This is a genomic window from Geoalkalibacter ferrihydriticus DSM 17813, assembly GCF_000820505.1.
GTDB lineage: Bacteria > Desulfobacterota > Desulfuromonadia > Desulfuromonadales > Geoalkalibacteraceae > Geoalkalibacter > Geoalkalibacter ferrihydriticus.
On sequence record NZ_JWJD01000002.1, the window covers coordinates 158,559 to 180,199 of the forward strand.

The following is a 21,641-nucleotide window of genomic DNA, read 5'->3' on the forward strand; positions in this document are numbered from 1 at the left end:
TTCAGCGCGAAATACGCGAGAGCTTAAGCAGGCGGGAAGTGCGATCGATGAGGATGGTCAGAGCGATGATCATCAGCAGGTAGGTGGCGGCTTTCTCAAAACGAAACCATTCGAAGTTGAAGGTAAAGAAAAAACCCAGACCGCCGACTCCGACAATACCCAGAACCACTCCGGTGCGCACGTTACTTTCAAACTGGAAAAAACTGTAAGTCAGCCAGTCGCGCCAGGCCGTGGGTGCGGCGACACAGCCGAAGCAGGACAGACGCGAGCCCATGAAAGATTGCTCAAAGCGCCGGTAGGGAATATTGTCCACCGTTTCGCTGAACACGCGCACCAACACCCCGGTGCTGTGAATGGCGATGGCGATCGTGCCTGCGAGCAGACCCGGGCCGAAGAAGGCGATAAACAGAAAGGCCCACATCACCTCCGGAACACCGCGCGCAATAAGGCCGGCGAAACGCGCCCCGACAAGTTGTAGCAGGCGCACAATGCGCACCAGCGGATGGGCGGTCTCGCCGGTGAAGCGCGCGGGCTCCATCTGAAACGCCAGGGAATGCGGATAGGTCAGGGCGATGGCGCCCGCCACCCCCATCAGAGTGCCGATAATGGCCATCGCCAAAGGCACGGAGGCCGATTTGACTACCCGCCACACAAACCATTTTTCCAACTCCTGATCCCAAGCCGCCCAGGCTGAAGGCTTCCAGAAATCCAGCAGGGTATATTCAGCAAACAGATCAACGCTCTTTTCCGCCCCGCCCAACCCCAGGGCGGCCCCGTCAAGATCTGGCCGCAGCAGCCGCTCGAAAAAAGCCAGGTTGCGCCAGGACTCGCCCGTCACCAATTTTACCGCCGGCTCCAGATAATTGCGGCTCTGCTGTCCGGGTGGCGCGTTATCGCCCCAGCCCATGAACCACAGGGACCAGAGCAGAACGACACAGACAAAGCCACTGCCGACATAGGCGGGCAGCAGCTGCTGGGCGAGGTTGCGCGGTTTGGTTCCGCGCGGATGATTGGGGTCCTCGCGCAACTGACGGCGGATAAAGTTGCTGGCCAGATCCGCACTAAGCGTGAGGGCCAGGGTAAATAGCATCAGCGTCGTCACCTTGCTCCAGGCGCCGAACTGGATCTGGTACCAGATTTCGGCGCCCAGGCCGCCGCCGCCGACGGCGCCGATCACTGCCGCGTTACGAATGGCACATTCGGCCCGCATCAGGGTGAAGCTCAGCATGCTGCGCGAAGCCAAAGGGCGAATGCCGTAGAAAAAGGTCTTGAGCCGACCACCGCCGACCGCGCGAATCTGTTCGTAATCGCGCTCCTCGATGCTGTCCCACAACTCGCTGTAGACCTTGGCAAGGATCCCGCTGATGTTCAGAGCCAGGGCCAGGGCGCCGGTGAGAGGCCCAAGTCCGATCATGGCCACCAGGATGATCGCCCAGACAAAATCGGGAACCGCGCGCAGGATATCCTGCAGCAGGCGGCACAAAGCACAAAGGACTGCTGCCAAGCCGCGCAGCGCAAAGTTGCGCCGCCACCCCTGGGCATCTTCTTCGCCGACGCAAACAGCGCGGGATGAACCCATGGCCAAAAGGAAGCCGGCCGCAACCGCCAGGGAGGTACCCAGGGTGGCCGCCGCAAGGGTCTGCAGGGTCAGGGCCCAGCATTGCCGAAGAAATTCATAACTCAAATCAGGGGAGGCAAAGGTTTGCGCCCAGGCCAACATGCGCGCCAGCGCTGCGCTGCGCTGATCCGCCTGGGTCAGAGCGCTGAAATCCCATTCTGCGGCGGTAAAAGCGGCGACCACCAGGGCAGCGAGGGTGACCAGGGCCGCCCACTGACGCCAGGGGCGTGTCACGGCATAGGGCTTAAGACGGGGACTTGGGGAAGCGGAATTCATGCGCGTTGTTCGAGGGGAACGTCATCGAGATGCATGGCGCGATATTCGGCACCGTAGAGCTCTTGCAGCAATTCGCGGGTGATGGCAGAGGGAGGCCCCTGCCAAAAAATCTGTCCGCTGCGCAAGGCGATGACACGCTCGAAATTGCCGTGCAACAATTCGAGAGTATGTAGATTGACCAGCAACGTATTGCCCAAAGAAGTCGCGATGGAACAGAGCAGTTCGATGATCTCGCGCCCCAAACGGATATCGAGCTGGCTGACGGGTTCGTCGGCAAGCATGACACGCGGCTGCTGCACGATAAGCCGCGCGATGGCGACCCGCTGCTGCTGCCCGCCGGAGAGTTCTCCAGGCATGCACCAGAGTTTTTCCGCCAGTTCAACTTGCTGCAAAGCGGCCTTGGCCCTGTGCAACTCCTGCGGCCAGAACAGAGAAACCAGCGCCCGTGCCAGGCTCCAATCACCAAGCCGGCCCATCAGCACGTTATGCACGACACGCAGATGGGGGATCAGATTGTCGTTCTGATACAGAACGCCGATGTCGCGCCGCAGCCTGTGCAGGGCACGTCCGCGCAGGCGCCGGGTGTCGCGCCCCAGGGTCGTCACCTGTCCGGAGGTGGGCTTGAGCACCGCGCTGAGCAAGCGAAAGAGCGTGGTCTTACCCGCCCCCGAAGGGCCGATCACGGCCACCCGCTCTCCCGCCTCGATACAGAAGCTCAGGTCTTTGAGCACTTCGGATTCACCGAAGGACTTGTATGCGTTCTGCAGCGTAAAAATTCCGCCAGATGCACGCGGGCCCAATTCTCTCAACCGCCGATATCCACGCCGGTCTCGATGAGTTCGACGTATCCCATCCATTCGCTGATGTCGGCATCGACAAACCGGCCCGCCTTGAGATAGCCGAGAATCTTCTGCCCCTCAGCAGTGTCGTGCAGATTGATGAGCACCGAACGAATCTGCTCCAACAACTCATCGCCAAGGTCCGCGCGAGCAGCGAAACAGTAGTTGGTGAACTTAGGGGTGGTGTAAATGATGGGAGCCTTGGCTTTGACTTCGCCCGCGGCGCGATCATAGGGGGGCTGACCGAGGGCGCCGATGTGAAACTCGCCGTTTGCGACCTTCTGCAGCACCACGTCGTGACTGCCGCTGTAGGCCACAGTGCGAAAGACTTGCTCCGGCCTCTGGCCGCTCTGCTCGGTAAAGAAGCTGCGCGGCATAAGGTGGCTGGACGTGCTGCTCTTGCTGCCGAAGGTAAAGCTCCATCCGCGGTCTTCGGCCAGTTGCGCCAGCTCCTGAAGATTATCCACCGGGTCAAGACCCAGGTCGGCGTTGGCGATGAAATAGGAAACAAATTCCTTGTCGATGTCACGGGCCGCAACGATCCGGAGGTTGTCCCTCATCTGCATGTAGGCCTGCGCCGCCGTTACGGCGCCGAACCAGGACAAATGAGCCTGGCCGGTGGCCAGGGCCGTGACACTGGCCGCATAGTTGTCGACATGCACGTACTCGCAGGGAATACCGGTGGCTTTTTCGATCTGCGCGGCGATGAGCCCGAAAAATTCCCGCATGTTTTCGGCATTGTCATCGGGGATGGCGGTCATGACCAATTTGGCGGGCAGCTGGGCCAAAGTCTCCGGCGCCGCGGACTCCTCTCCTTTCTGGCAACCCATCAGACTGAGAGCGGCAACAAACAGCACCGCAAGAACTCCAAGCTTTTTCATTTTTTGTCCCTTCCTTCCCATTAATCAGCTGAATTCATCGGCGACAAATTCTAGGCAGGAGGGCCAAAAAAAGCAAATTGGAAATATTAATAACCTCGATCCATGAAATTTGTTTTTCCGATTCTTCTTGTCCAGAGCGCCAAAGCCTCAAACCGCGCGCTGCTCAGGGCTCCGCCGGTTCCAATCGCACCAGAGCCCCGTTTCGTTCATCCGTAAGCAGATAGAGATAGCCGTCGGGCCCCTGGCGCACATCACGAATGCGCCCCAAGGTCTTCTCCAGAAGGTGTTCTTCCTGAACCACCTTTTCGCCGTCCAATCGCAAGCGCACCAGCATCTGATCGCGTAGGGCGCCGATGAACAGATCGCCGCGCCAGTTGGGGAATTGATCGCCGGTGTAAAAAGCCATGCCGGAGGGTGCGATGGACACCGGCACCCAATAGTGCAAGGGAGGCTCTATCCCCTCGGGTGGAGTTTCTGCACCGATGGGTCGACCGGTCACATATTCCTCGCCATGGGTAAATACCGGCCAGCCGTAGTTGCGTCCGGCGCGAATGATGTTGACCTCATCTCCACCCCGGGGACCGTGCTCGTGCGTCCACAAGGCACCGGATTCGGGATGCAGGGCCGCGCCCTGGATATTGCGATGGCCGTAGCTGTAGATTTCCGGTTTCCAATCCTCTCTATCGACGAAGGGATTGTCATCGGGCACCCGTCCGTCATCATGCAAACGAATAACTGAACCTGCATGGTCGCCGGAGCGCTGAGAGCGCTCTCTTTCGCCCCGGTCACCCAGAGTGATGTAGAGATACCCTTGGCGGTCAAACACCAGCCGCGAACCGAAGTGCTGGCGGGCGTTGGTTTTGGGTTCCATGCGGAAAATGACTTCCAGCTCTTCCAGGCGGTCGTCGACCAGTCGCCCACGCGCCACATCTGTGCCGATGCCTCCTTCACCGCGCCCGGCATAGGAGATGTAAACCAGCTTGTTGACGGCAAAGTCGGGATGCAGAACAACGTCAAGCAATCCGCCCTGCCCCACCGCGACAATCTCCGGCAGGCCGGAAACAGGATCGGGTGCGAGCTGTCCTTGCGCGATGATGCGCAAGCGTCCCGGGCGCTCGGTGACCAGCATACGACCATCGGGAAGAAAAGCCAGGCCCCAGGGATGTTCGAGCCCTTCAACCAGGGTCAGCACGCGCAACCTGTGCTTTTCGGTGTCGATGACCTCATTGGCGCCTACTCCCGGGGGGCGAAAGAGAGAAAAACCCACAAGGAAAAGGGTCAAAATCAAAAGCGCCGAAGTTGCAAAAGACTTTATGCTCATATTCAGGAAACCTCCATTTTGGGAGCGAGAAATCTGGACAGGGTAAGATACCGATGGCATATTTCGCTTCCGGACCAACGCGGGTAGCGCCATGGGCTCATGGCATTTATACTTGTCCGTGGTTCTTGTCATGCTGATGCCTGGGCTTGTCAATAGGAGTGTAATTTATGTCGCAAAACCCATTGCCCACAAGTGACCTCAAAACCCTGCGCCAAGAGTTGCAGGAACGTACCCCCCTCGAAGTTGCCGATGAACTCGCGCGCCTTGCGCCGGCCGAACGCGCCAAGGCGTTTCGCCTGCTGGCCAAGGACAGCGCCCTGGAAGTCTTTCAGCTTCTTGATGCCGCTCACCAGGAGGAACTTCTCGGCGGCTTGCGCGACGAGCAGGTGCTGCGCCTGGTGGAAGAGATGGACGCCGACGACCGGGCACGACTTTTCGATGAAATGCCGGCCACCGTGGTCAGAAAACTCCAGGCCGGCCTGAGCCCACGGGAGCGGCGCCTCACGGCCATGCTCCTGGGCTATCCTGATGAATCGGCGGGCCGTATCATGAGTCCCAAATTCATCCGTCTCATTCCCGAGATGCGTGTCGAGGACGCCCTGGCGCGGGTCCGGCGACGCGCCCAGGATGCCGAGCCCATATACACGCTGCCCGTAACCGACGATGAACTGCGTCTGCTCGGCACCATCACACTGCGCGACCTGCTTCTCGCCGAGCCGGAAAACACCGTCGGCGAGATCATGAGCGGCAAAACCCACGCCGTAAGCGTTGACGAGGATCAGGAACAGGTCGCCCGAATAATCCAGGGCGCCGACCTGCTGGCCGTCCCGGTGGTCGATTCGGAAAACCGTCTGGTCGGCATGGTCACCGTCGATGATGCCATGGACGTGCTCGGTGCCGAAACCGGCGAAGACCTGGCCCGCACCGGTGCGAGTGAACCTCTGGGACGCCCCTATTTTTCCGCTTCCGTCTTTCATCTGGCACGCAGTCGCGCCGTATGGCTACTGATGCTCGCCGTGGCCGCTACGCTCACCGTCAACGTTCTAAGCGCCTTTGAACAGACCCTCGAAGAGGTGGTGGTCCTGGCATTGTTCATTCCCCTGCTTATCGGCACGGGGGGCAACGCAGGTGCACAATCGGCAACGACGGTAGTGCGCAGCATGGCTCTTGACGATATCCGTCCAGAGGATATTTTACGCGTCGTATTGCGCGAGGCCCGCGTCGGGTTCTTACTGGGCGGCGTTCTGGCAGCCTTGAGCCTTATTCCGGTCTGGCTGTTCGCCGGGGAAAGCCTGGCCGTAATTATCGCCCTGAGCCTGATCACCGTCTGCACCCTGGCGTCCTTCGTCGGTTCAATGATGCCCCTGCTCGCCCGCAAGGTCGGCGTCGACCCGGCAGTGGTCAGCGCACCCTTTGTCACCACTATCGTCGATGCCAGCGGTTTGCTGGTCTATTTCCTGATCGCGCGGGCCGTCCTCGGCTTATAAGGCCGCCCGAGGATTAATCCTTCACGCGTTTTTCCACCTGGGCGAGGCGGCGAATGACGCCGATCACGCTGTCGGGGTTCAGCGAGACCGAATCGATGCCCTCCTCCACCAGAAAGGCGGCAAACTCCGGATAGTCGCTGGGGGCCTGTCCGCAGATGCCGATTTTGGTGCCGGTCTTGTTGGCGGCGCGAATCACCTGGGCGATGGTCGCCATAACAGCCGGATCGCGCTCGTCGAAAAGTTCCTTGAGGATCGCCGAATCACGATCGACGCCGAGGGTCAGCTGAGTCAGGTCGTTGGAGCCGATGGAGAAACCGTCGAAGCGCTCGGCAAATTGCTCGGCGAGTATCACGTTGGAAGGAATCTCAACCATCACGTACACCTCGAGTCCCAATTGACCACGCACCAGGCCGTTTTCCGCCAAAACCTCCAGCACCCGGTCAGCCTCTTTGAGAGTGCGGCAAAAGGGGATCATGATGACGACGTTGGCCAACCCCATCTTTTCGCGCACTCGCCTTATGGCCGCGCACTCCAGAGCAAATCCGGCGCGATAGTGGTCGCTGTAGTAGCGCGAAGCGCCGCGGAAACCGAGCATGGGATTTTCTTCGGAAAATTCGAACTGTCGGCCGCCGATGAGGTCGGCGTATTCGTTGGTCTTGAAATCGCTCATGCGCACGATGACCGGCTCGGGGTACTGGCTGGCGGCGATGGTGGCAATGCCCTGGGCGAGCTGGTCGACGAAATATTCACTTTTGTCGTCGTAATTTTTTGTCAGCTCGCGGATGCGCTGCTTCGCCTCCTTATCCTCCAGCTCGTCGTACTTGAGCAGGGCCATGGGATGGGCCTGGATGATGCTGTTGATGATAAACTCCATGCGCGCCAAACCGATGCCGCGACAGGGCAGGCGCCACCAGCGAAAGGCCGCCGCCGGGCTGGCGATGTTGAGCATGATCTGGGTTGTGATCTCCGGCAGATCATCGAGGTTGACCTCGGTTTCCTCGAATTCGAGGATGCCGTCATAAATTTTACCCTGATCCCCCTCGGCGCAGGACAGAGTAACCTTCCGGCCATCCTTGAGTTCGGAGGTGGCGCTGCCCGTTCCGATGACGGCGGCAATGCCCAGCTCGCGACTGACGATGGCGGCGTGCGACGTGCGGCCGCCGTGATCAGTAATGATGCCGGCCGCCTTTTTCATGATGGGTACCCAGTCGGGATCGGTCATGCCGGTGACCAGGATGCTGCCCTCTTCGAAACGCTCGATTTCTGAAGCGCTTTTGATCACCTGCACCTGCCCCGCGGCAATGGCCTCGCCAATGGCCAGTCCCGTGAGCAGCACCTCGCCCGACTCCTTGAGGGCATAGCTCCTCAGTACTCCCGCCTCCTTGCGTGACTGCACCGTTTCGGGGCGCGCCTGCACGATAAAGAGTTCCCCGCTGTCGCCGTCCTTGGCCCACTCCATATCCATGGGTCGCCCATAGTGTTTTTCGATCACCACCGCCCAGCGCGCCAGTTGCAGAATCTCCTCATCCTCGAGCACAAAGCCGCGCCGCTCCTTGGCCGTGGTGTCCACATTGCGCGTGGTCTGCCCCGCGCTGCGGGCATAGACCATCTTCTTCTCTTTGCTGCCGAGCTTCTTATGCAGAATGGGGTTAAAGGCGCGGTTGTCAAGCAAGGGCTTGAACACGAGGTAATCGTCGGGGTTGACGGTGCCCTGCACCACGTTCTCACCCAGGCCCCAGGCCGCGTCGATCACCACCACATCGGGAAAACCCGTATCGGTGTCGATGGAAAACATCACGCCGGCCCCGGCTTTGTCCGAGCGCACCATCTTCTGCACGCCTACGGAGAGCGCGACCTGCATGTGGTCGAAGCCCCTGTTTTCCCGATAGCTGATAGCGCGATCGGTGAACAGCGAAGCGTAGCACTTGCGGCAGGCATCGAGCAGTTCCGCCTTCCCGCTGATGTTGAGAAAAGTTTCCTGCTGGCCGGCAAAACTGGCGTCGGGCAAATCCTCGGCGGTGGCACTGCTGCGCACCGCGACATCCACTTCCTCGCGGCCGCCGCGCCGGCAGAGTTCTCCATAAGCCTCGCGGATGGCGACGGCCAGATCTTCGGGCCAATCGCCACGACGAATCATGCGACGGATACTATCTCCCGTCTGGTGCAGGGATTTTTCTCCTTTGCGGTATTCGTCCAAGCGCGATTGAATTTTTTCATCCAGATCGTTCTCCCGTAAAAAACGCCTATACGCTTCGGCCGTTGTAGCAAATCCATCCGGCACCTGGACACCTTCGGCTTTGAGGGTTCGTATCATCTCCCCCAAGGAAGCATTTTTGCCGCCGACGAGAGAGACATCCTCGTTGGTGAGATCCTCAAACCAGCAAATCGTCCCGGTCAGCGCGCTCATACACTCTCCTTTCTGAAAAACAAACAGGCTCGTACTTCGACGCGTAAAAGACTTACCGCATTTCTATCAACACCCGACTGGATGTCAACCCGGCCCGAACTTCATCGCTTGCGATTTATCCGTCGCGAATTGCAATTTATCTAATTTTGTTAAAATTGATAGCAACTTGCCTCTTACTACCTGCGGCCCAGGAGGAAATTTCGCCCATGAACAGTTGGACTCTTGTCTACGAATCTTTCGACCCTCCCCAGGAAAAATTGCGCGAGGCCCTGTGTACCGTCGGCAACGGCTACTTTTGCACGCGCGGGGCCGCGCCTGAATCCCGCGCCGATGATGTGCACTATCCCGGCACCTATCTCGCCGGCGGATACAATCGTCTGGAGACGCAAATTGCGGGTCGCACCATAGAAAACGAAGATCTGGTCAACTTGCCTAACTGGCTGCCCCTCTCCTTTCGGATCCAGGGTGGTGACTGGTTTAACCTGCAAGGAGTTAAAATTCACTCCTATCGCCAGACTCTTGACCTCAAACAAGGGCTATTGCAACGCAGCATTCGCTTTGAAGACGCTGAACAGCGCATCACCCTGCTTGAGCAAAAATGCCTGGTGCACATGGGCAATCGTCACCTGGCGGCCCTTGAAACCTGTCTGCAGGCTGAGAACTGGTCGGGCAAAGTCGATTTTTGCAGCGCTCTGGACGGACGCGTGGTCAACGACAACGTCGAACGCTACAGCGACCTGGCCAATCGGCATCTCGAGCCCCTCGCCGCGCAACAGCTCGATGAAGAAACACTTTTGCTGAAAATGCGCACCAACCAGTCGCGGGTCGAAATCGCCCAGGCGTCCCGCACCCGAATTTTTATCGCAGGCGCGGCACAGACTCCCGAGCGCAGTCTGGATCAGCAAGACGATTACATCGCCCAACAGTTCACCATCAACCTTGAGCAGGGCCAGGAAGCCAGAATCGAAAAAATCATCGCTCTGTTCACTTCCCGTGACGAAGCTCTTTCTGAATGCGGCCTGGAAGCTCGCACCGCCGCGGCACGTGCCGGGTGCTTCGATGATTTGCTCAAGGGGCATGCCTTGCGCTGGAAACATCTGTGGCGACGCTTCGATATCAACCTCGAAGAAGCCAACGGCGACAAGGGCGAACGCAACAAGATGATTTTGCGTCTGCATATCTTTCACCTGCTGCAAACCGTCAGCATGCATGCCATCAAACTCGATATCGGGGTGCCTTCACGTGGTTGGCACGGCGAGGCCTATCGAGGGCATATTTTCTGGGATGAGCTGTTCATCTTTCCACTGCTCAACCTGCGCACCCCGGAAATCACGCGCACCCTGCTCAAATACCGCTACCGACGCCTTGACGAAGCGCGCGCCGCAGCCCGCGAGTCCGGTTTTCGTGGCGCCATGTACCCCTGGCAGAGCGGCAGTAACGGCCGCGAGGAAAGCCAGGAGGTTCATCTCAATCCCAAGTCAGGCAACTGGATTCCCGATAATTCGCGTCTGCAGCGCCACGTCAACGCGGCCATCGCCTGGAATGTCTGGCAGTATTTCCAGGTGACCGACGACTTGGAATATCTCTGCTTCTACGGGGCCGAGATGATCCTCGAAATCGCGCGCTTCTGGTCCAGCCTCGTACAGTGGAACGAAGAGATCGAAAGATACGAAATTCTCGGCGTCATGGGCCCCGATGAATATCATGACGCCTATCCCGATTCCGACCAGCCGGGGCTCAACAACAATACCTACACCAACGTCATGGCGGTCTGGGTACTGAGCTGTGCCCTTGAGACGCTGGAGGTTCTGCCCGAAAATCGACGGCAGGAATTATGCGAAATTCTTGGTTTGAAAGAGGATGAGATCGAGCGGTGGGATCACATCAGCCGCCGCATGCGTTTGGTGTTTCACGGTGAGGGTCTCCTCAGCCAATTCGAAGGCTATGACGAACTTGAGGAACTCGACTGGGAGAGTTACCGCCAAAAACACGGCAAGGTCATGCGTCTCGATCGCATTCTTGAAGCTGAAGACGACACGCCCAACCGCTACAAATGCTCCAAGCAGGCCGATGTGCTGATGCTTTTCTATCTGTTTTCCGCCGAGGAACTGCAAACCCTCTTCGAGCGCCTCGGCTATGACTTCGATTGCCAGACGATCCCCAAAAACATCGACTACTATCTGGCTCGAACCTCCCACGGCTCAACCCTTAGCCAGGTGGTCCATTCCTGGGTTCTTTCGCGCTCGGATCGCGAAGGTTCCTGGGATCTCTATGCCCAGGCCCTGCGTTCGGATATCGATGACATTCAGGGCGGCACCACCCCCGAGGGCATTCACCTCGGTGCCATGGCGGGCACCGTTGATCTGATTCAGCGCTGCTATACCGGCATCGAAACCCGCAACGGCGTGTTGCACCTCAACCCCTGCCTGCCGCGGGAACTGATGAGCTTGTGTCTGCAACTTCACTATCGTGGCCAATTATTGACCTTGCGAATCACCCAGGAGAAAATGAAGCTGACCTGCCAGCAGTGCGAAATAGAGGCGATTCGCGTTGCCTATGGCGAGCAGGAATACCGCCTGCGCGGGGGAGAAACACTGGAAATGAACTTGTGCAGCAAAGAGTGCCCCTGACTGCAGATTGTCAAAATAACTCAAGCAGATGACTTACTCTGCTTTTCTAAGCAAAAAGGCATGCGCCGAAAGCCCGGCGCCGTAGGCGAGCATGATGCACCATTCGCCCGGGGCGATGCCGTTCTGCTCGAGTTCCTTGAGGACAAACCAGACTGTGGGTGACGACATGTTCCCGTATTCTGCAAGAATCTTGCGCGTCGCACAGAGGCGCTCCTCGGCAATGCCGAGTTCGTCACGCACGGCGTTAATAATCTTCTCGCCACCGGTGTGGAGCGCCCAGTGCTGAATATCATCCGGCTTCAGGCCCTGCGACGACAAAACCTCGGATACGACCTCCGCCGCGGCGTGCTTGACAAGCTCCGGTAACTTGAGGGAAAGCTGGTTGTGCAGTGCACCCCCTTTATGAACGAAACGAATGGCCTCTCGCTGCTCCGGTATATAACGACCGGCTGAGGCAACCAGTTTCAGCCCCTGCGGCCGCTGCCAGAGCACCGCGGCAGAGGCGCCGTCACCAAAGAGCGCATTAGAGAGAATCAGGCTCACATCATTATCCATCTGCAAGGTCGCGCTGCAAATCTCAACGCTGACGCTCACCACCACGCCCTGGTTAGTGGCCCCGAGCAGAGATTCTGCCACCTGGAGGTTGGGGATGGCGCCTCCGCACCCGCTTCCGACCAGATCGTAAACCCTGGTGCCGCGGGCAAGCCCCAATCGCTCCAAGAGATAGGTGGATATGCCGGGGCAGATATAACCGGTGCAGGTATTTACCACGAGCCCTGCCACCTCCTGGGTGGCGACGCCGGCCTGCGCCAGGGCGCTGGTCACGGCCTGGGCGGAAAGTTCAACCGATTTTTCGGTAAACCGTGCGATGCGCTGGTCGGGTGATTCATCCGCCAGGCACTCCGGATCATCAACGGCAAAATGCCGCTTGTGGATGCTCGGATGCGAGAAGGTGGCGCGCAACAGGCCCAAGCTTCGCTGACTCAGCTTCTGTCCATAATGCCTTCGCATAAAATCGGCGGAAAATGCCTGGTCGGCATTGTAGGGTGGCACCACTGCGGCAATGGAAGCGATGTGGACGCCGCCTGTGGCATCCTTGCGTACCGCTTGACTGCTGTTCATGCCCTCTGCCTTTCTGCCCGCTTTCGCGAGGCAAAGAAAATATCAATGTAACTGTTCAGCTTGCGCCGCAGACCGCGGCGGCATCGCTTGCGGTGAAAACTCGCCTGCGGCTCAAACATTCACCGCGGCACTCAACCGCCACAGCCTGCGGCGCGATTGGGGATTGCAGCTGAATGTTTACATATTAATTACACATCCATGCCCGCCATCCTCAACCCACGCCGAATGAACCGAGTATACCTCCACAAGGGCGGACGCAGTCCGAGACGAGCGCCGATCCGATGCAGGCGGGGCAAAAAGGGCAAGCCCAGCGAATTCATATCAATGAAATTCATGTGAATCGCCATGGCTTGCTTCAACTCCCGAGCAATCCACCCTGGTTCAACTTCAGGGGAAAGGTAAAACGTCGGCGCAAGCATCTCAGCCGGGGAGCGGCTGAGGATTCTCTGCTGCCGGGCGATCGTTTCCAATTCCGTGCCTGGGTAGATGCGAATTCCGGTATTGAAAAAGGCGATATCTCCAGAGCGCAGCTGAGTCTTGGCAAAACGCAGCGTTTCCCTCACGGTTTCCCGGGTTTCGCCTGGCCCACCAAACATAAAGATCCAGGCACACGGAATCCGGTGGCGGCGTACCACGGCGGCCGCCCGATAGACCTCACGGCTGGTGAAGCCTTTTTTCAATCCCGCCAAAACCGGATCGGCAGCACTCTCCAGGGTAATCCCCATGCCTGTAAAGCCGGCCTGTTCCATGGCGCTCAGCAGCGTTTCGTCAACATAACGGGGACTCAACTCCAGGCACTGCAAGCGCGCCTTGCCGGGAGCGCGGGCCAAGGCAGCGCAAACATTCATGGCATGATCCGGAGGCGCATTGAATATGCTGTCCACGATCTCGATATCCCGCAGTCCCGCGGCCAGGAACCGCGTCACCGCAGCGGCGATGCTTTCAGGATCTTTCAGCCGGCAGGTACTGCCTTCAATGCCTGGATAGGTGCAGTAAACGCACTGGAATTGACAGCCGGTCTTGGTCTGAAGCGGCACCGTTGCCTGTTGCGCGCGGTAGGCCGGCAAGTTCAACCATCGCCGATAGTCCGGCGCCGGACAGATTGTCGAAAACTCCGACATATCTAACGGGTTGCGGGAAAAAGCGCCATTTTCGATAAAGGCGACACCGGGGACATCCGTAAAGTTGCGCCCAGCGGCAAGCCGCTCAAGCACCTGCGGGAAGACCGACTCTCCATCTCCGACGATGGCGCAGGAGGCATCCACCATACGCAACAGCGCCTCGGGCATCACCCCGAGGGCGGCTCCTCCCAATAGGGTCGGAGCGCCGCTGCGGGTGCGGATCGTCGCGACGATCCCTTGAAGCTCATTGAGGTAGGACACCGGGTTCTGCATGTCGTTATTGTCGATGTTGCGCACCGACAACCCGACTGCATCCGGCTGAAAATCTTCCACCGCCGCGGCGACGGCGGCCCGCGCGTCGGCGGTGAACATCAGGTCGAGAAGTCGCACGCGGTGGCCGGCCTTCTCGGCAGCTTCGGCAACCAGGCAGGCACCGATAGGCATCACCGGCATGGGCAGGGCATTGCGGTTGGTGCTGAGAATAAGCACCTTCATAAGGAATGTCCCGTGGGTTCCTGCGCCCCCTTACGTAACAGCAGAACAACCCGCGACGGTGGCGTCTCGATCACCCGGATCGGGACATCAGGGAAATTTTTCTGTATGAAATCGCGCAACTCTTCAGGTTGGAATCCTCGGCGAATGGACAGGCGTCCGTCATAATAAGCAAAACTGCGGCGGGCCAAGAGCCCCAGGCAAAGCGTCGCACCCAGATAGGCTCCCCGTGAGCGTTTGAGGTCGTTCATGACAAAAGCGATCCGGGTGCGGGCGATGAGACTCTGCACAAAAATTTGAATCTGATCCCAGGACAAGTGATGCAAAAAATGGTTGGAAAAAATGAAATCAAAGGATTCCAGCGAGCTTAAATCCAGGGCATTTCCTTCTAGGATGCGAACCTCGGGGAAATCCCTGACCTTCTGGTGCGCGGCGGGAAGAATCCGTGGATCATTGTCCAAAGCCGTAATCTTGAGCTTCAGGCCCCGGCGGCGCGCTGCCCGGGCCGCCCACAGCGCGATATCGCACCCCCCCGCGCCCACGTCCAGGAGGCTGTAGGTCCGTGCCGGATTCTGTTCCATGAGGGAGAAAACCTGCCGGCGCAGGAGCCTGCGACTGGCACTGAAAAGGGCATTGATCAGGTGGAACTGGCGGATGGTGCGAAGCAACAGCTCCGGATCGGCATCGGCCTGGTCCATTTTCTCCTGGTCCGTGGTGTTCCTGAGCCGCAGGTCCGGGAAGATAAGGTTAAGCATCCACAAGTCTCCGCGAAAAATTACATTCACAGAGTATAGAAGGGTAACGACCGATCACAAGAGCCAGCGCGCCAAGCTGGTTACGATTGTGTTTCCTTGCGGGACAAGGGCCGCAGGCTCCGAATTTCCAACACCTTCGCCAAACACCACAATTGATGATAGACTGTGCTGTAGTAAGGTGGAATTCTCGCCGGGGGCGGCAACAGAATTCGCAAAAAAAAACTGAAAGGAGAAAGGTCATGACAGATCGATTTACGAAAGCTGTGGAAGAACTCCAGGAAAAATCGCCGTTTATCTGTGTGAGCTGCGGTCGGCACGAAATCGTCCAAGGGCGCGAAAAAGGAAGTCCCACACCGGACGAAGGTGTAAAGGATCGCTTTTCTGAAGCGGTTGAAGAATCAGGTCAAAAATCAGCATTTCTTTGTGAAAGTTGCAGAAAGCATTAACCGCCGGACAGCCAAAATTACAGCCGACACATTATTGGTCCGACAGCCTCCTGAAATCGTAGGAGGCATTTTTTTTGCCGCAGGGGAGGGCTGCGCGAATCGGACCCGCCACGCTCTCTCGGATCAGCTCAATAAGCCGGTGGATCACTCGCCGGAAACGATTCCTTTGAGCCTTCATCCACATCGTTGCCATCGGCAACATGTTCCGGGCTGGATTGCGCGGCCGATGCCAGGCCGCCATGCTCTTCTGCATGCCCGGTTTCACCGTCCAGAAGCTGGCGCAGCACATATTGCAGAATGCCGCCGTGGCGGTAATAGAGAGCCTCCTGCGGTGTGTCGATACGCACCAGAGCCGAAAATTCCACCCGCTCACCACTTTCGCGCGAAGCGACAACCTTGACGCGGCGCTCCTGCATGCCGTCGGCAAAGCATTCCGCCAGGCCTTGCACATCGAAGAACTCTTCACCAGTCAATTTCAGCGAATCAATGCTGTCGCCGGCGTCAAACTGCAGCGGCAAAATGCCCATGCCGATCAGGTTCGAGCGATGAATACGCTCGTAGCTTTCGGCAATCACCGCCTTGACGCCCTGCAGGAAAGGCCCTTTGGCGGCCCAGTCGCGGCTGGATCCTGAACCGTATTCCTTGCCGGCAAGCACGATTAGCGGCACGCCCTCGCGCTGGTAGCGCACCCCTGCGTCATAGATCGAGAGCGTCTCGTTGTCGGGCAGATAGCGCGTATACCCGCCTTCGACATCGGGAACCAGGCGATTGCGAATCCGGACATTGGCGAAGGTGCCGCGCACCATCACTTCGTGGTTGCCGCGCCGCGAGCCGTAAGAGTTGAAATCCTGCGCGGCTATGCCCTGATTGATCAAATATTTCCCGGCCGGCGCGTCTTTGCTGATATTTCCGGCCGGTGAAATATGATCCGTCGTGACGCTGTCGCCAAGCAACGCCAATGCCCGCGCGCCGCGGATTTCGGGCACCCGCGCGGGAGCTTCGCGGCTCATCCCCTGGAAAAAGCTCGGTTGGCGGATGTAGGTCGAATCGGATTGCCAGTCAAAGCGCTCGCCCTGCCGAACATCCAGCGCATCCCACCAGGCATCGCCCTGATAGATCTCAGCGTAATTGCGTTGATACATCTGGGTGCGGATCGCTTCGGCGATCGTGGCGTCGATTTCCTCACGGCTCGGCCAGATGTCGCGCAGATAGACAGGCTCGCCCTGCGGATCGCTGCCAAGCGGCTCGGTCTCCAGATTGATGTCGATACGTCCGGCAAGGGCAAACGCCACCACCAACGGTGGAGACATCAGGTAGTTGGCCCGCACTTCCGAATTGATACGGCCCTCGAAATTACGGTTACCCGAGAGAACCGAGGCAGCGACCAACTGTTCGCTGCTGATCGCCGCGGAGACTTCTTCCGGCAAGGGTCCGGAATTGCCGATACAGGTGGTGCAACCGTAGCCGACAATGTGAAAGCCCAGCTTTTTCAGGGGGTCGAGCAGCCCGCTTTGCGCATAATAATCCTGAACCACCCTCGAGCCAGGCGCCAGCGAGGTCTTCACCCACGGCTTGCGGGCCAGCCCGCGCGCCACGGCCTTTTTGGCCAGCAACCCGGCGGCAACCATGACCGCAGGATTTGAGGTATTGGTGCAACTGGTGATGGCGGCAATGACCACCGCGCCATGACCCAGGCGATGCACCTCCTCCCCGATTCTGCACTCGGCCGTCACCTCCAGCCGATCCTGCTCCCGGTGCGCTACCGGTGCCGGCGGCAAAAGCCCGGGCAGATCCTTGCGGAAGGCTTCCCGGGCATCGCCGAGAGCAATGCGTTCCTGCGGCCGGCGCGGGCCGGCGATGCTGGGCTCCACGCTGGCCAGGTCCAGCTCAAGAATCTCGGTGAACACCGGCTCGGGCGTGGCCGGAGTGTGGAAAAGACCCTGCTCCTGCATATAACGCGCAACCAGTTCCACCCGTTCTTCCGAACGAGCGGAAAAACGCAAATAATCAAGCGTCTTTTCATCAACCGGGAAAATAGCGCAAGTGGCACCGTACTCAGGAGACATGTTGCCGATCGTCGCCCGGTCGGCGACCGTCAGCTGTGAAACGCCAGGGCCGAAGAATTCCACGAACTTGCCCACCACGCCATGTCGGCGCAGCAGTTGCGTCACCGTCAGAACCAGATCCGTCGAAGTCACCCCGGCGCGCAACTCACCGCTCAGGCGAAAGCCGACCACCTGTGGAATGAGCATGGAAATGGGCTGACCGAGCATCGCCGCCTCCGCTTCGATACCGCCCACCCCCCAGCCCAGCACGCCGAGACCGTTGACCATCGGCGTGTGTGAATCGGTTCCCACCAGCGTATCGGGATAGATCTGCGGCCGTTGCCCCTGCTGGTGGGGTCCGTCCTCTGCGAGTCCGAAAACCACGCGGGCCAGATATTCAAGATTAATCTGGTGCACGATACCCGCATTGGGCGGCGTGACCTTGAAATTGTCAAAAGCCTTCTGCCCCCATTTCAGAAAAGAGTAGCGCTCGCGGTTACGCTCATAGTCGCGATCCTGATTGATGGCAAAAGCCTCATCGCTGCCGAAGGCATCCACCTGGATCGAATGATCGATCACCAGTTCCACCGGCTGCACGGGGTTGATCATTTTCGGGTCGCCGCCAAGATCCGCCATGGCGTCGCGCATGGCGGCAAGGTCAACCACCGCCGGCACGCCGGTAAAATCCTGCAACAGGATGCGCGCCGGCAGAAAAGTGATCTCTTGCGCGGATTGTGACTGCGGTGTCCAGCCGGCCAGCGCTCTGATATCCTCTGCGGTAACGTTCTTGCCATCCTCATGGCGCAGCAGGTTTTCCAGAAGAATCCGCAATGCGTAAGGCAAGCGCGCGACTTCGTAGCCGGCCTTCTCAAGCGCGTCGAGGCGAAAGATGTCGTATGTGCGATCACCGATCTCCAACGTGGAGCGGGCCCCAAAGCTGTCTTTCATAACTAGATGTCCTCTCTGTAACTGCCGGGTGACAAGATATTGGCCTGTATGCATTGTGACAAAAATATCGCCGCGCGCAACGTCAGTAAAGTTGACTGCCGCGGCCGCAGTCGGCGCGATAAGACCATCTTGATATTAAATAGAATTTAACAGTTTGCCGGTTAGAATCCGCGCCGGCAGGGATAAATACAAGTCTTCGGATTTTTCTTGACGAGTCGGTTTTCTCTTTGCTAAAAAGACGTCATTCACGATCGCAATAGCGATCATTCCCCCGCCCACACCCCCTCCGTGAGCGGGGATTTTTTTTACCACAACTCTCTGGGCGTTTAACCAAAGCTCCGGTGAGTTGCCAAACAAAGGCCCCAACCCAGCGCCATCTCTGGGCTGACACTCCGACGCTCGCGCAGCAATTCATTGATCGACTGCCGCAAGCCTCCCGCAGCCTCGGCCAAGCCGGAAAGGGTAATCCCGCAATCAGGCAAAAAATATTCGCGCTGCATCTCGCCCGGCTGGGTGGAGCGACGTTTGATCCTGATTGTGTTCGAAATACTCATCGTTTTCAGCGACGAGCGTCTGTGGGTTCTTCGTACAACGCGATTACCGCCTGCCAATGCTCTTCCACGACCCGACGGTCCTCGCCTTCGGGCAGCTGCTCTCTGGCCCCTCGGGCGATCATTTCAGCGTGCCGTAAGAGAGTGGCGCGGTCCTCGGAACGATGCGCGAATCCCACGATCACGGCGATCGTGTCCAGCAGGCGGATGGTCACCGCGGCATTGGATCGGCCATTTTGCCGGATCTGGTTGAACGCCGCGTCCAGAACCTCCCGGAAGGTATCAGTCCGCAAAATCAACCGAAGCTGATCGTGGCGGTCATAGCGATAAGGCGACGGCATGTTTCGTCCCGCAAGACGACAAAGAGCGGAGCCGAGGTGATCCACACATGCGATCGCTGTGAACGGGTCGTTGATCCCAGGGGAGAGGGCTCGCACCGCCATCTCGACAAGCTGGTTCACCGAGAACTCGATGTCCTGGTCAGAAGTCCGCTGGTGGCCCGTGATGAAGAGGGTCTGAACCTGTTTCGCGAGTTGGTCCGTCACCCGGCTCCCCGGCGAGATCAACACCAGACGACAACCGGCGACAACATAGTTTCCAGGCTTTCGCTCCAGTCGAACGACCAGGTTCTCCTCCATCGCCAGTGCCAGTAGGGCGTCCTTGTCGATGAGCTGAAGATAGCCGTCCCGGGCTGCGGAGACCGGCTGAGCATCCCGGTCGAACGCCCCGATGACGCCCGTATCGGGTGGCTCCGCCGTAACCCGAGGGCCCTCCTGCCCGACCTGCTCCGGAAAGAGTTGATCGATGTTCTGAATCAATTGCTTGCCGATTCCTGCGGCGATCTCGTTGGCCTGAATGGAAACGGAAACGTGATGGATGAAGTAGATCAACACCCCTACGCTCGCCACTGCGAGTAAAACGCCTAGGCTGACCGACAGGTGCGGGACGAACTGGATCTCCTCCGCACGGCGGATCGTGCGGAGCACAAGCAGGCAGTACACGAAGGTGGCGATGAAGGTGCCGAGGACGACCTGTGTGCTGGTGTCGCGCATGAAATTGGTCAGTAAACGGGGTCCCAACTGGGAAGAGGCGAGCGAGAGGGCTACCAATGTCATCGAGAAGACGACACCGGCGATGGTAATCATCGACCCGGCGATGATCCCCAGCACGGCGCTCGCTCCTTCGGCTCCAATCTTGAACGTCCAGTCCAAGTTTCGCGCCAACCACTCCGTCACCGACTCGTCCACGGTGACGCCCACAAGCGCCATCGCCACTGCCATAGCGGCCATTGTCGTCGGCGTAAACCAGAAACTGGAGCGAACGCGATACCAGTATTTGGTGATCTGTAGTTTCATGACGAAGACACCTCATTCATACGCATTGCCTCCACGGCCGAACATCAGCCTTTTGCGGTTGCCTGAACGTGTAGCGTGGAGGCAACCCGAACCCTGGTTTTGTTGGTCCCGATTGCCCCATTGTTGGCGCCTCAGCCCAAGATTCGTTCCTTCAGCTTTTTGAAGGTCACCTCTGGTAATTTTACTGGCACAGATCACGTATTTCATTTTTTTCAAATGCGTAGGGCGGACCCTCTATCCTTTCTTACAACCCGGCCATTTCGAGAACGATCAACAACAGCACCAACCCAACGGCCACCGGGACGATCACCACCCATTCGTTGACCTTGAAGAGCCGCGGCAGGGTGAGATCACCAAAATCACCTTTAGCCAGAATACCGGTCTTGAGCCTCGGGTAGAGTGCCGCAAACAGGCCGCTGCCGATAACGATGCCGGCTAAGCCCCCCACCAGGGCGTCGAGGTAGCCGTTGCCGACCGCACCGGCAATGGTGCCCGGACAGTAGCCGAGCACAGCAAACCCCACCCCGAAAATCAGGCCGCCGACGATATTCATACCGAACGACCCCGACTTGATGGACAGCTTGATCCAACCGAGGTTTTTCATGGCATAAATGCCGATCATGCCGGTCACCACCGCCGACAGCATGATTTTCACCACGGTAAAATCCGTGAGCAGCAACTGGCCCAGAATCACATCATATTTGGTGGCTCCGCCTTTGTGCAGCAGAAAGCCGAACGCAATGCCAAACAGCAATCCCCACAGCAGCGGCGCCTTGTCCGATTTTTTTTGTGTCTGCATCATCTCCACCCTCAGCCGATGACGTGATAAATGAATTGGGCGGTCAGAATCCCACCGACAAAAAAGCAGACGGCGGAAATCCAGCTCGACACCGCCAACTGCAAGGTGCCGCTGATACCGTGGCCGCTGGTGCACCCGTTGGACCAGCGCGCACCAAAACCCAGCACAATGCCGCCCATCAACGCTACCATGACGCGCAGCAGGGCGTTGTCGCCAAAGGTCGCCGCCCAGCGATCCGGCACCCATTGTAATTGAAAGTCGCCGGACACCAGCGCCGACAAAAGCGATCCGAGCACAATGCCGACGACCAGCATGCCCTGCCAGCCCCAGGAAAGCTTGATTTCCCGATAGTAGAGTTTGTCCTGCGCCTGCGCTCCCCCCACCATTCGCTCAAGCAGACCGCTGCTGCGGGCAAAGGTGGTGGAGCAGGCAATGGGTTGCTTTGAAATGAGAAAACTCAACCAGCTCAACAGACCGATACCTATCCCCACGACGTAGGGCGACCAGCGCACCTCGGTTAAAAACTCCATGGTTTCCCCCTTTTTAAT

The 21,641-nt window shown here is 58.6% G+C and carries 15 protein-coding genes and 1 pseudogene; 3 read left to right on the plus strand and 13 right to left on the minus strand.

Features of this window, described 5'->3' with window-relative positions:
• Position 1: 1 nt before the first annotated feature.
• From GFER_RS06960 to GFER_RS06975, 4 genes are all read right to left on the minus strand, one after another.
• Positions 2-1,894 carry a PhnE/PtxC family ABC transporter permease gene (locus tag GFER_RS06960; RefSeq protein WP_040097849.1) on the minus strand — a complete coding sequence of 631 codons (1,893 nt, stop codon included), beginning with the start codon at positions 1,892-1,894 and terminating at the stop codon, positions 2-4.
• Positions 1,891-2,703: a phosphonate ABC transporter ATP-binding protein gene (locus GFER_RS06965; RefSeq protein WP_052446110.1), complete on the minus strand. Its 813-nt coding sequence runs from the start codon at positions 2,701-2,703 to the stop codon at positions 1,891-1,893. Before GFER_RS06965 ends, GFER_RS06960 begins: the two co-directional genes overlap by 4 nt.
• Positions 2,700-3,614 carry a phosphate/phosphite/phosphonate ABC transporter substrate-binding protein gene (phnD, locus tag GFER_RS06970; protein ID WP_040097851.1) on the minus strand — a complete coding sequence of 305 codons (915 nt, stop codon included), beginning with the start codon at positions 3,612-3,614 and terminating at the stop codon, positions 2,700-2,702. Before phnD ends, GFER_RS06965 begins: the two co-directional genes overlap by 4 nt.
• 163 nt (positions 3,615-3,777) lie before the next feature.
• Positions 3,778-4,935: a PQQ-dependent sugar dehydrogenase gene (locus GFER_RS06975; protein WP_082047941.1), complete on the minus strand. Its 1,158-nt coding sequence runs from the start codon at positions 4,933-4,935 to the stop codon at positions 3,778-3,780.
• Between the two features lie 167 nt (positions 4,936-5,102).
• On the opposite strand from GFER_RS06975, the gene mgtE reads away from it, so the two are divergent.
• Positions 5,103-6,422, plus strand: coding sequence for a magnesium transporter (gene mgtE, locus GFER_RS06980; RefSeq protein ID WP_040097853.1), 1,320 nt, complete (start codon positions 5,103-5,105; stop codon positions 6,420-6,422).
• A gap of 13 nt (positions 6,423-6,435) precedes the next feature.
• Here mgtE and ppsA read toward each other — a convergent pair whose 3' ends face one another.
• The gene (ppsA, locus tag GFER_RS06985) at positions 6,436-8,829 is read right to left on the minus strand and encodes a phosphoenolpyruvate synthase (RefSeq protein WP_040097855.1); all 2,394 of its coding nucleotides are present in this window, start codon (positions 8,827-8,829) and stop codon (positions 6,436-6,438) included.
• 206 nt (positions 8,830-9,035) lie between these two features.
• Between ppsA and GFER_RS06990 the strand changes: the two genes are divergently transcribed.
• Positions 9,036-11,459, plus strand: coding sequence for a glycoside hydrolase family 65 protein (locus GFER_RS06990; RefSeq protein WP_040097856.1), 2,424 nt, complete (start codon positions 9,036-9,038; stop codon positions 11,457-11,459).
• 33 nt (positions 11,460-11,492) lie between these two features.
• On the opposite strand, the gene GFER_RS06995 is transcribed toward GFER_RS06990, so the two are convergent.
• The 3 genes from GFER_RS06995 to GFER_RS07005 form a co-directional block, all read right to left on the minus strand.
• A complete protein-coding gene (locus tag GFER_RS06995; protein ID WP_040097858.1) occupies positions 11,493-12,581 on the minus strand; it encodes a type III polyketide synthase in 1,089 nt (362 codons plus the stop codon).
• 188 nt (positions 12,582-12,769) lie between these two features.
• Positions 12,770-14,197, minus strand: coding sequence for a B12-binding domain-containing radical SAM protein (locus tag GFER_RS07000; RefSeq protein WP_040097859.1), 1,428 nt, complete (start codon positions 14,195-14,197; stop codon positions 12,770-12,772).
• Positions 14,194-14,949, minus strand: a complete 756-nt coding sequence (locus GFER_RS07005; RefSeq protein WP_052446112.1) for a methyltransferase domain-containing protein — start codon at positions 14,947-14,949, stop codon at positions 14,194-14,196. Before GFER_RS07005 ends, GFER_RS07000 begins: the two co-directional genes overlap by 4 nt.
• A 239-nt stretch (positions 14,950-15,188) precedes the next feature.
• Between GFER_RS07005 and GFER_RS07010 the strand changes: the two genes are divergently transcribed.
• The gene (locus GFER_RS07010; RefSeq protein ID WP_040097861.1) at positions 15,189-15,395 is read left to right on the plus strand and encodes a hypothetical protein; all 207 of its coding nucleotides are present in this window, start codon (positions 15,189-15,191) and stop codon (positions 15,393-15,395) included.
• A gap of 128 nt (positions 15,396-15,523) precedes the next feature.
• Here GFER_RS07010 and acnA read toward each other — a convergent pair whose 3' ends face one another.
• From acnA to GFER_RS07035, 5 genes and pseudogenes are all read right to left on the minus strand, one after another.
• A complete protein-coding gene (gene acnA, locus GFER_RS07015) occupies positions 15,524-18,388 on the minus strand; it encodes an aconitate hydratase AcnA (protein ID WP_040097863.1) in 2,865 nt (954 codons plus the stop codon).
• A 309-nt stretch (positions 18,389-18,697) separates the two neighbouring features.
• A pseudogene (locus GFER_RS19735) lies at positions 18,698-18,942 on the minus strand (HigA family addiction module antitoxin); the annotation flags it as partial.
• 5 nt (positions 18,943-18,947) lie between these two features.
• Positions 18,948-20,294, minus strand: coding sequence for a DUF2254 domain-containing protein (locus tag GFER_RS07025; protein WP_040097866.1), 1,347 nt, complete (start codon positions 20,292-20,294; stop codon positions 18,948-18,950).
• A gap of 244 nt (positions 20,295-20,538) precedes the next feature.
• Positions 20,539-21,096 carry a YeeE/YedE thiosulfate transporter family protein gene (locus GFER_RS07030; RefSeq protein WP_040097869.1) on the minus strand — a complete coding sequence of 186 codons (558 nt, stop codon included), beginning with the start codon at positions 21,094-21,096 and terminating at the stop codon, positions 20,539-20,541.
• Positions 21,097-21,104: 8 nt separating this feature from the next.
• A complete protein-coding gene (locus GFER_RS07035) occupies positions 21,105-21,641 on the minus strand; it encodes a YeeE/YedE thiosulfate transporter family protein (RefSeq protein WP_412171500.1) in 537 nt (178 codons plus the stop codon).

Bases quoted from the DNA above. Each gene is read 5' to 3' on its own strand.
- GFER_RS06960 (WP_040097849.1), bottom strand. From the start codon at position 1,894: ATGAATTCCGCTTCCCCAAGTCCCCGTCTTAAGCCCTATGCCGTGACA.
- phnD (WP_040097851.1), bottom strand. From the start codon at position 3,614: ATGAAAAAGCTTGGAGTTCTTGCGGTGCTGTTTGTTGCCGCTCTCAGT.
- GFER_RS06975 (WP_082047941.1), bottom strand. From the start codon at position 4,935: ATGAGCATAAAGTCTTTTGCAACTTCGGCGCTTTTGATTTTGACCCTT.
- mgtE (WP_040097853.1), top strand. From the start codon at position 5,103: ATGTCGCAAAACCCATTGCCCACAAGTGACCTCAAAACCCTGCGCCAA.
- ppsA (WP_040097855.1), bottom strand. From the start codon at position 8,829: ATGAGCGCGCTGACCGGGACGATTTGCTGGTTTGAGGATCTCACCAAC.
- GFER_RS06990 (WP_040097856.1), top strand. From the start codon at position 9,036: ATGAACAGTTGGACTCTTGTCTACGAATCTTTCGACCCTCCCCAGGAA.
- GFER_RS06995 (WP_040097858.1), bottom strand. From the start codon at position 12,581: ATGAACAGCAGTCAAGCGGTACGCAAGGATGCCACAGGCGGCGTCCAC.
- GFER_RS07000 (WP_040097859.1), bottom strand. From the start codon at position 14,197: ATGAAGGTGCTTATTCTCAGCACCAACCGCAATGCCCTGCCCATGCCG.
- GFER_RS07005 (WP_052446112.1), bottom strand. From the start codon at position 14,949: ATGCTTAACCTTATCTTCCCGGACCTGCGGCTCAGGAACACCACGGAC.
- GFER_RS07010 (WP_040097861.1), top strand. From the start codon at position 15,189: ATGACAGATCGATTTACGAAAGCTGTGGAAGAACTCCAGGAAAAATCG.
- acnA (WP_040097863.1), bottom strand. From the start codon at position 18,388: ATGAAAGACAGCTTTGGGGCCCGCTCCACGTTGGAGATCGGTGATCGC.
- GFER_RS07025 (WP_040097866.1), bottom strand. From the start codon at position 20,294: ATGAAACTACAGATCACCAAATACTGGTATCGCGTTCGCTCCAGTTTC.
- GFER_RS07030 (WP_040097869.1), bottom strand. From the start codon at position 21,096: ATGATGCAGACACAAAAAAAATCGGACAAGGCGCCGCTGCTGTGGGGA.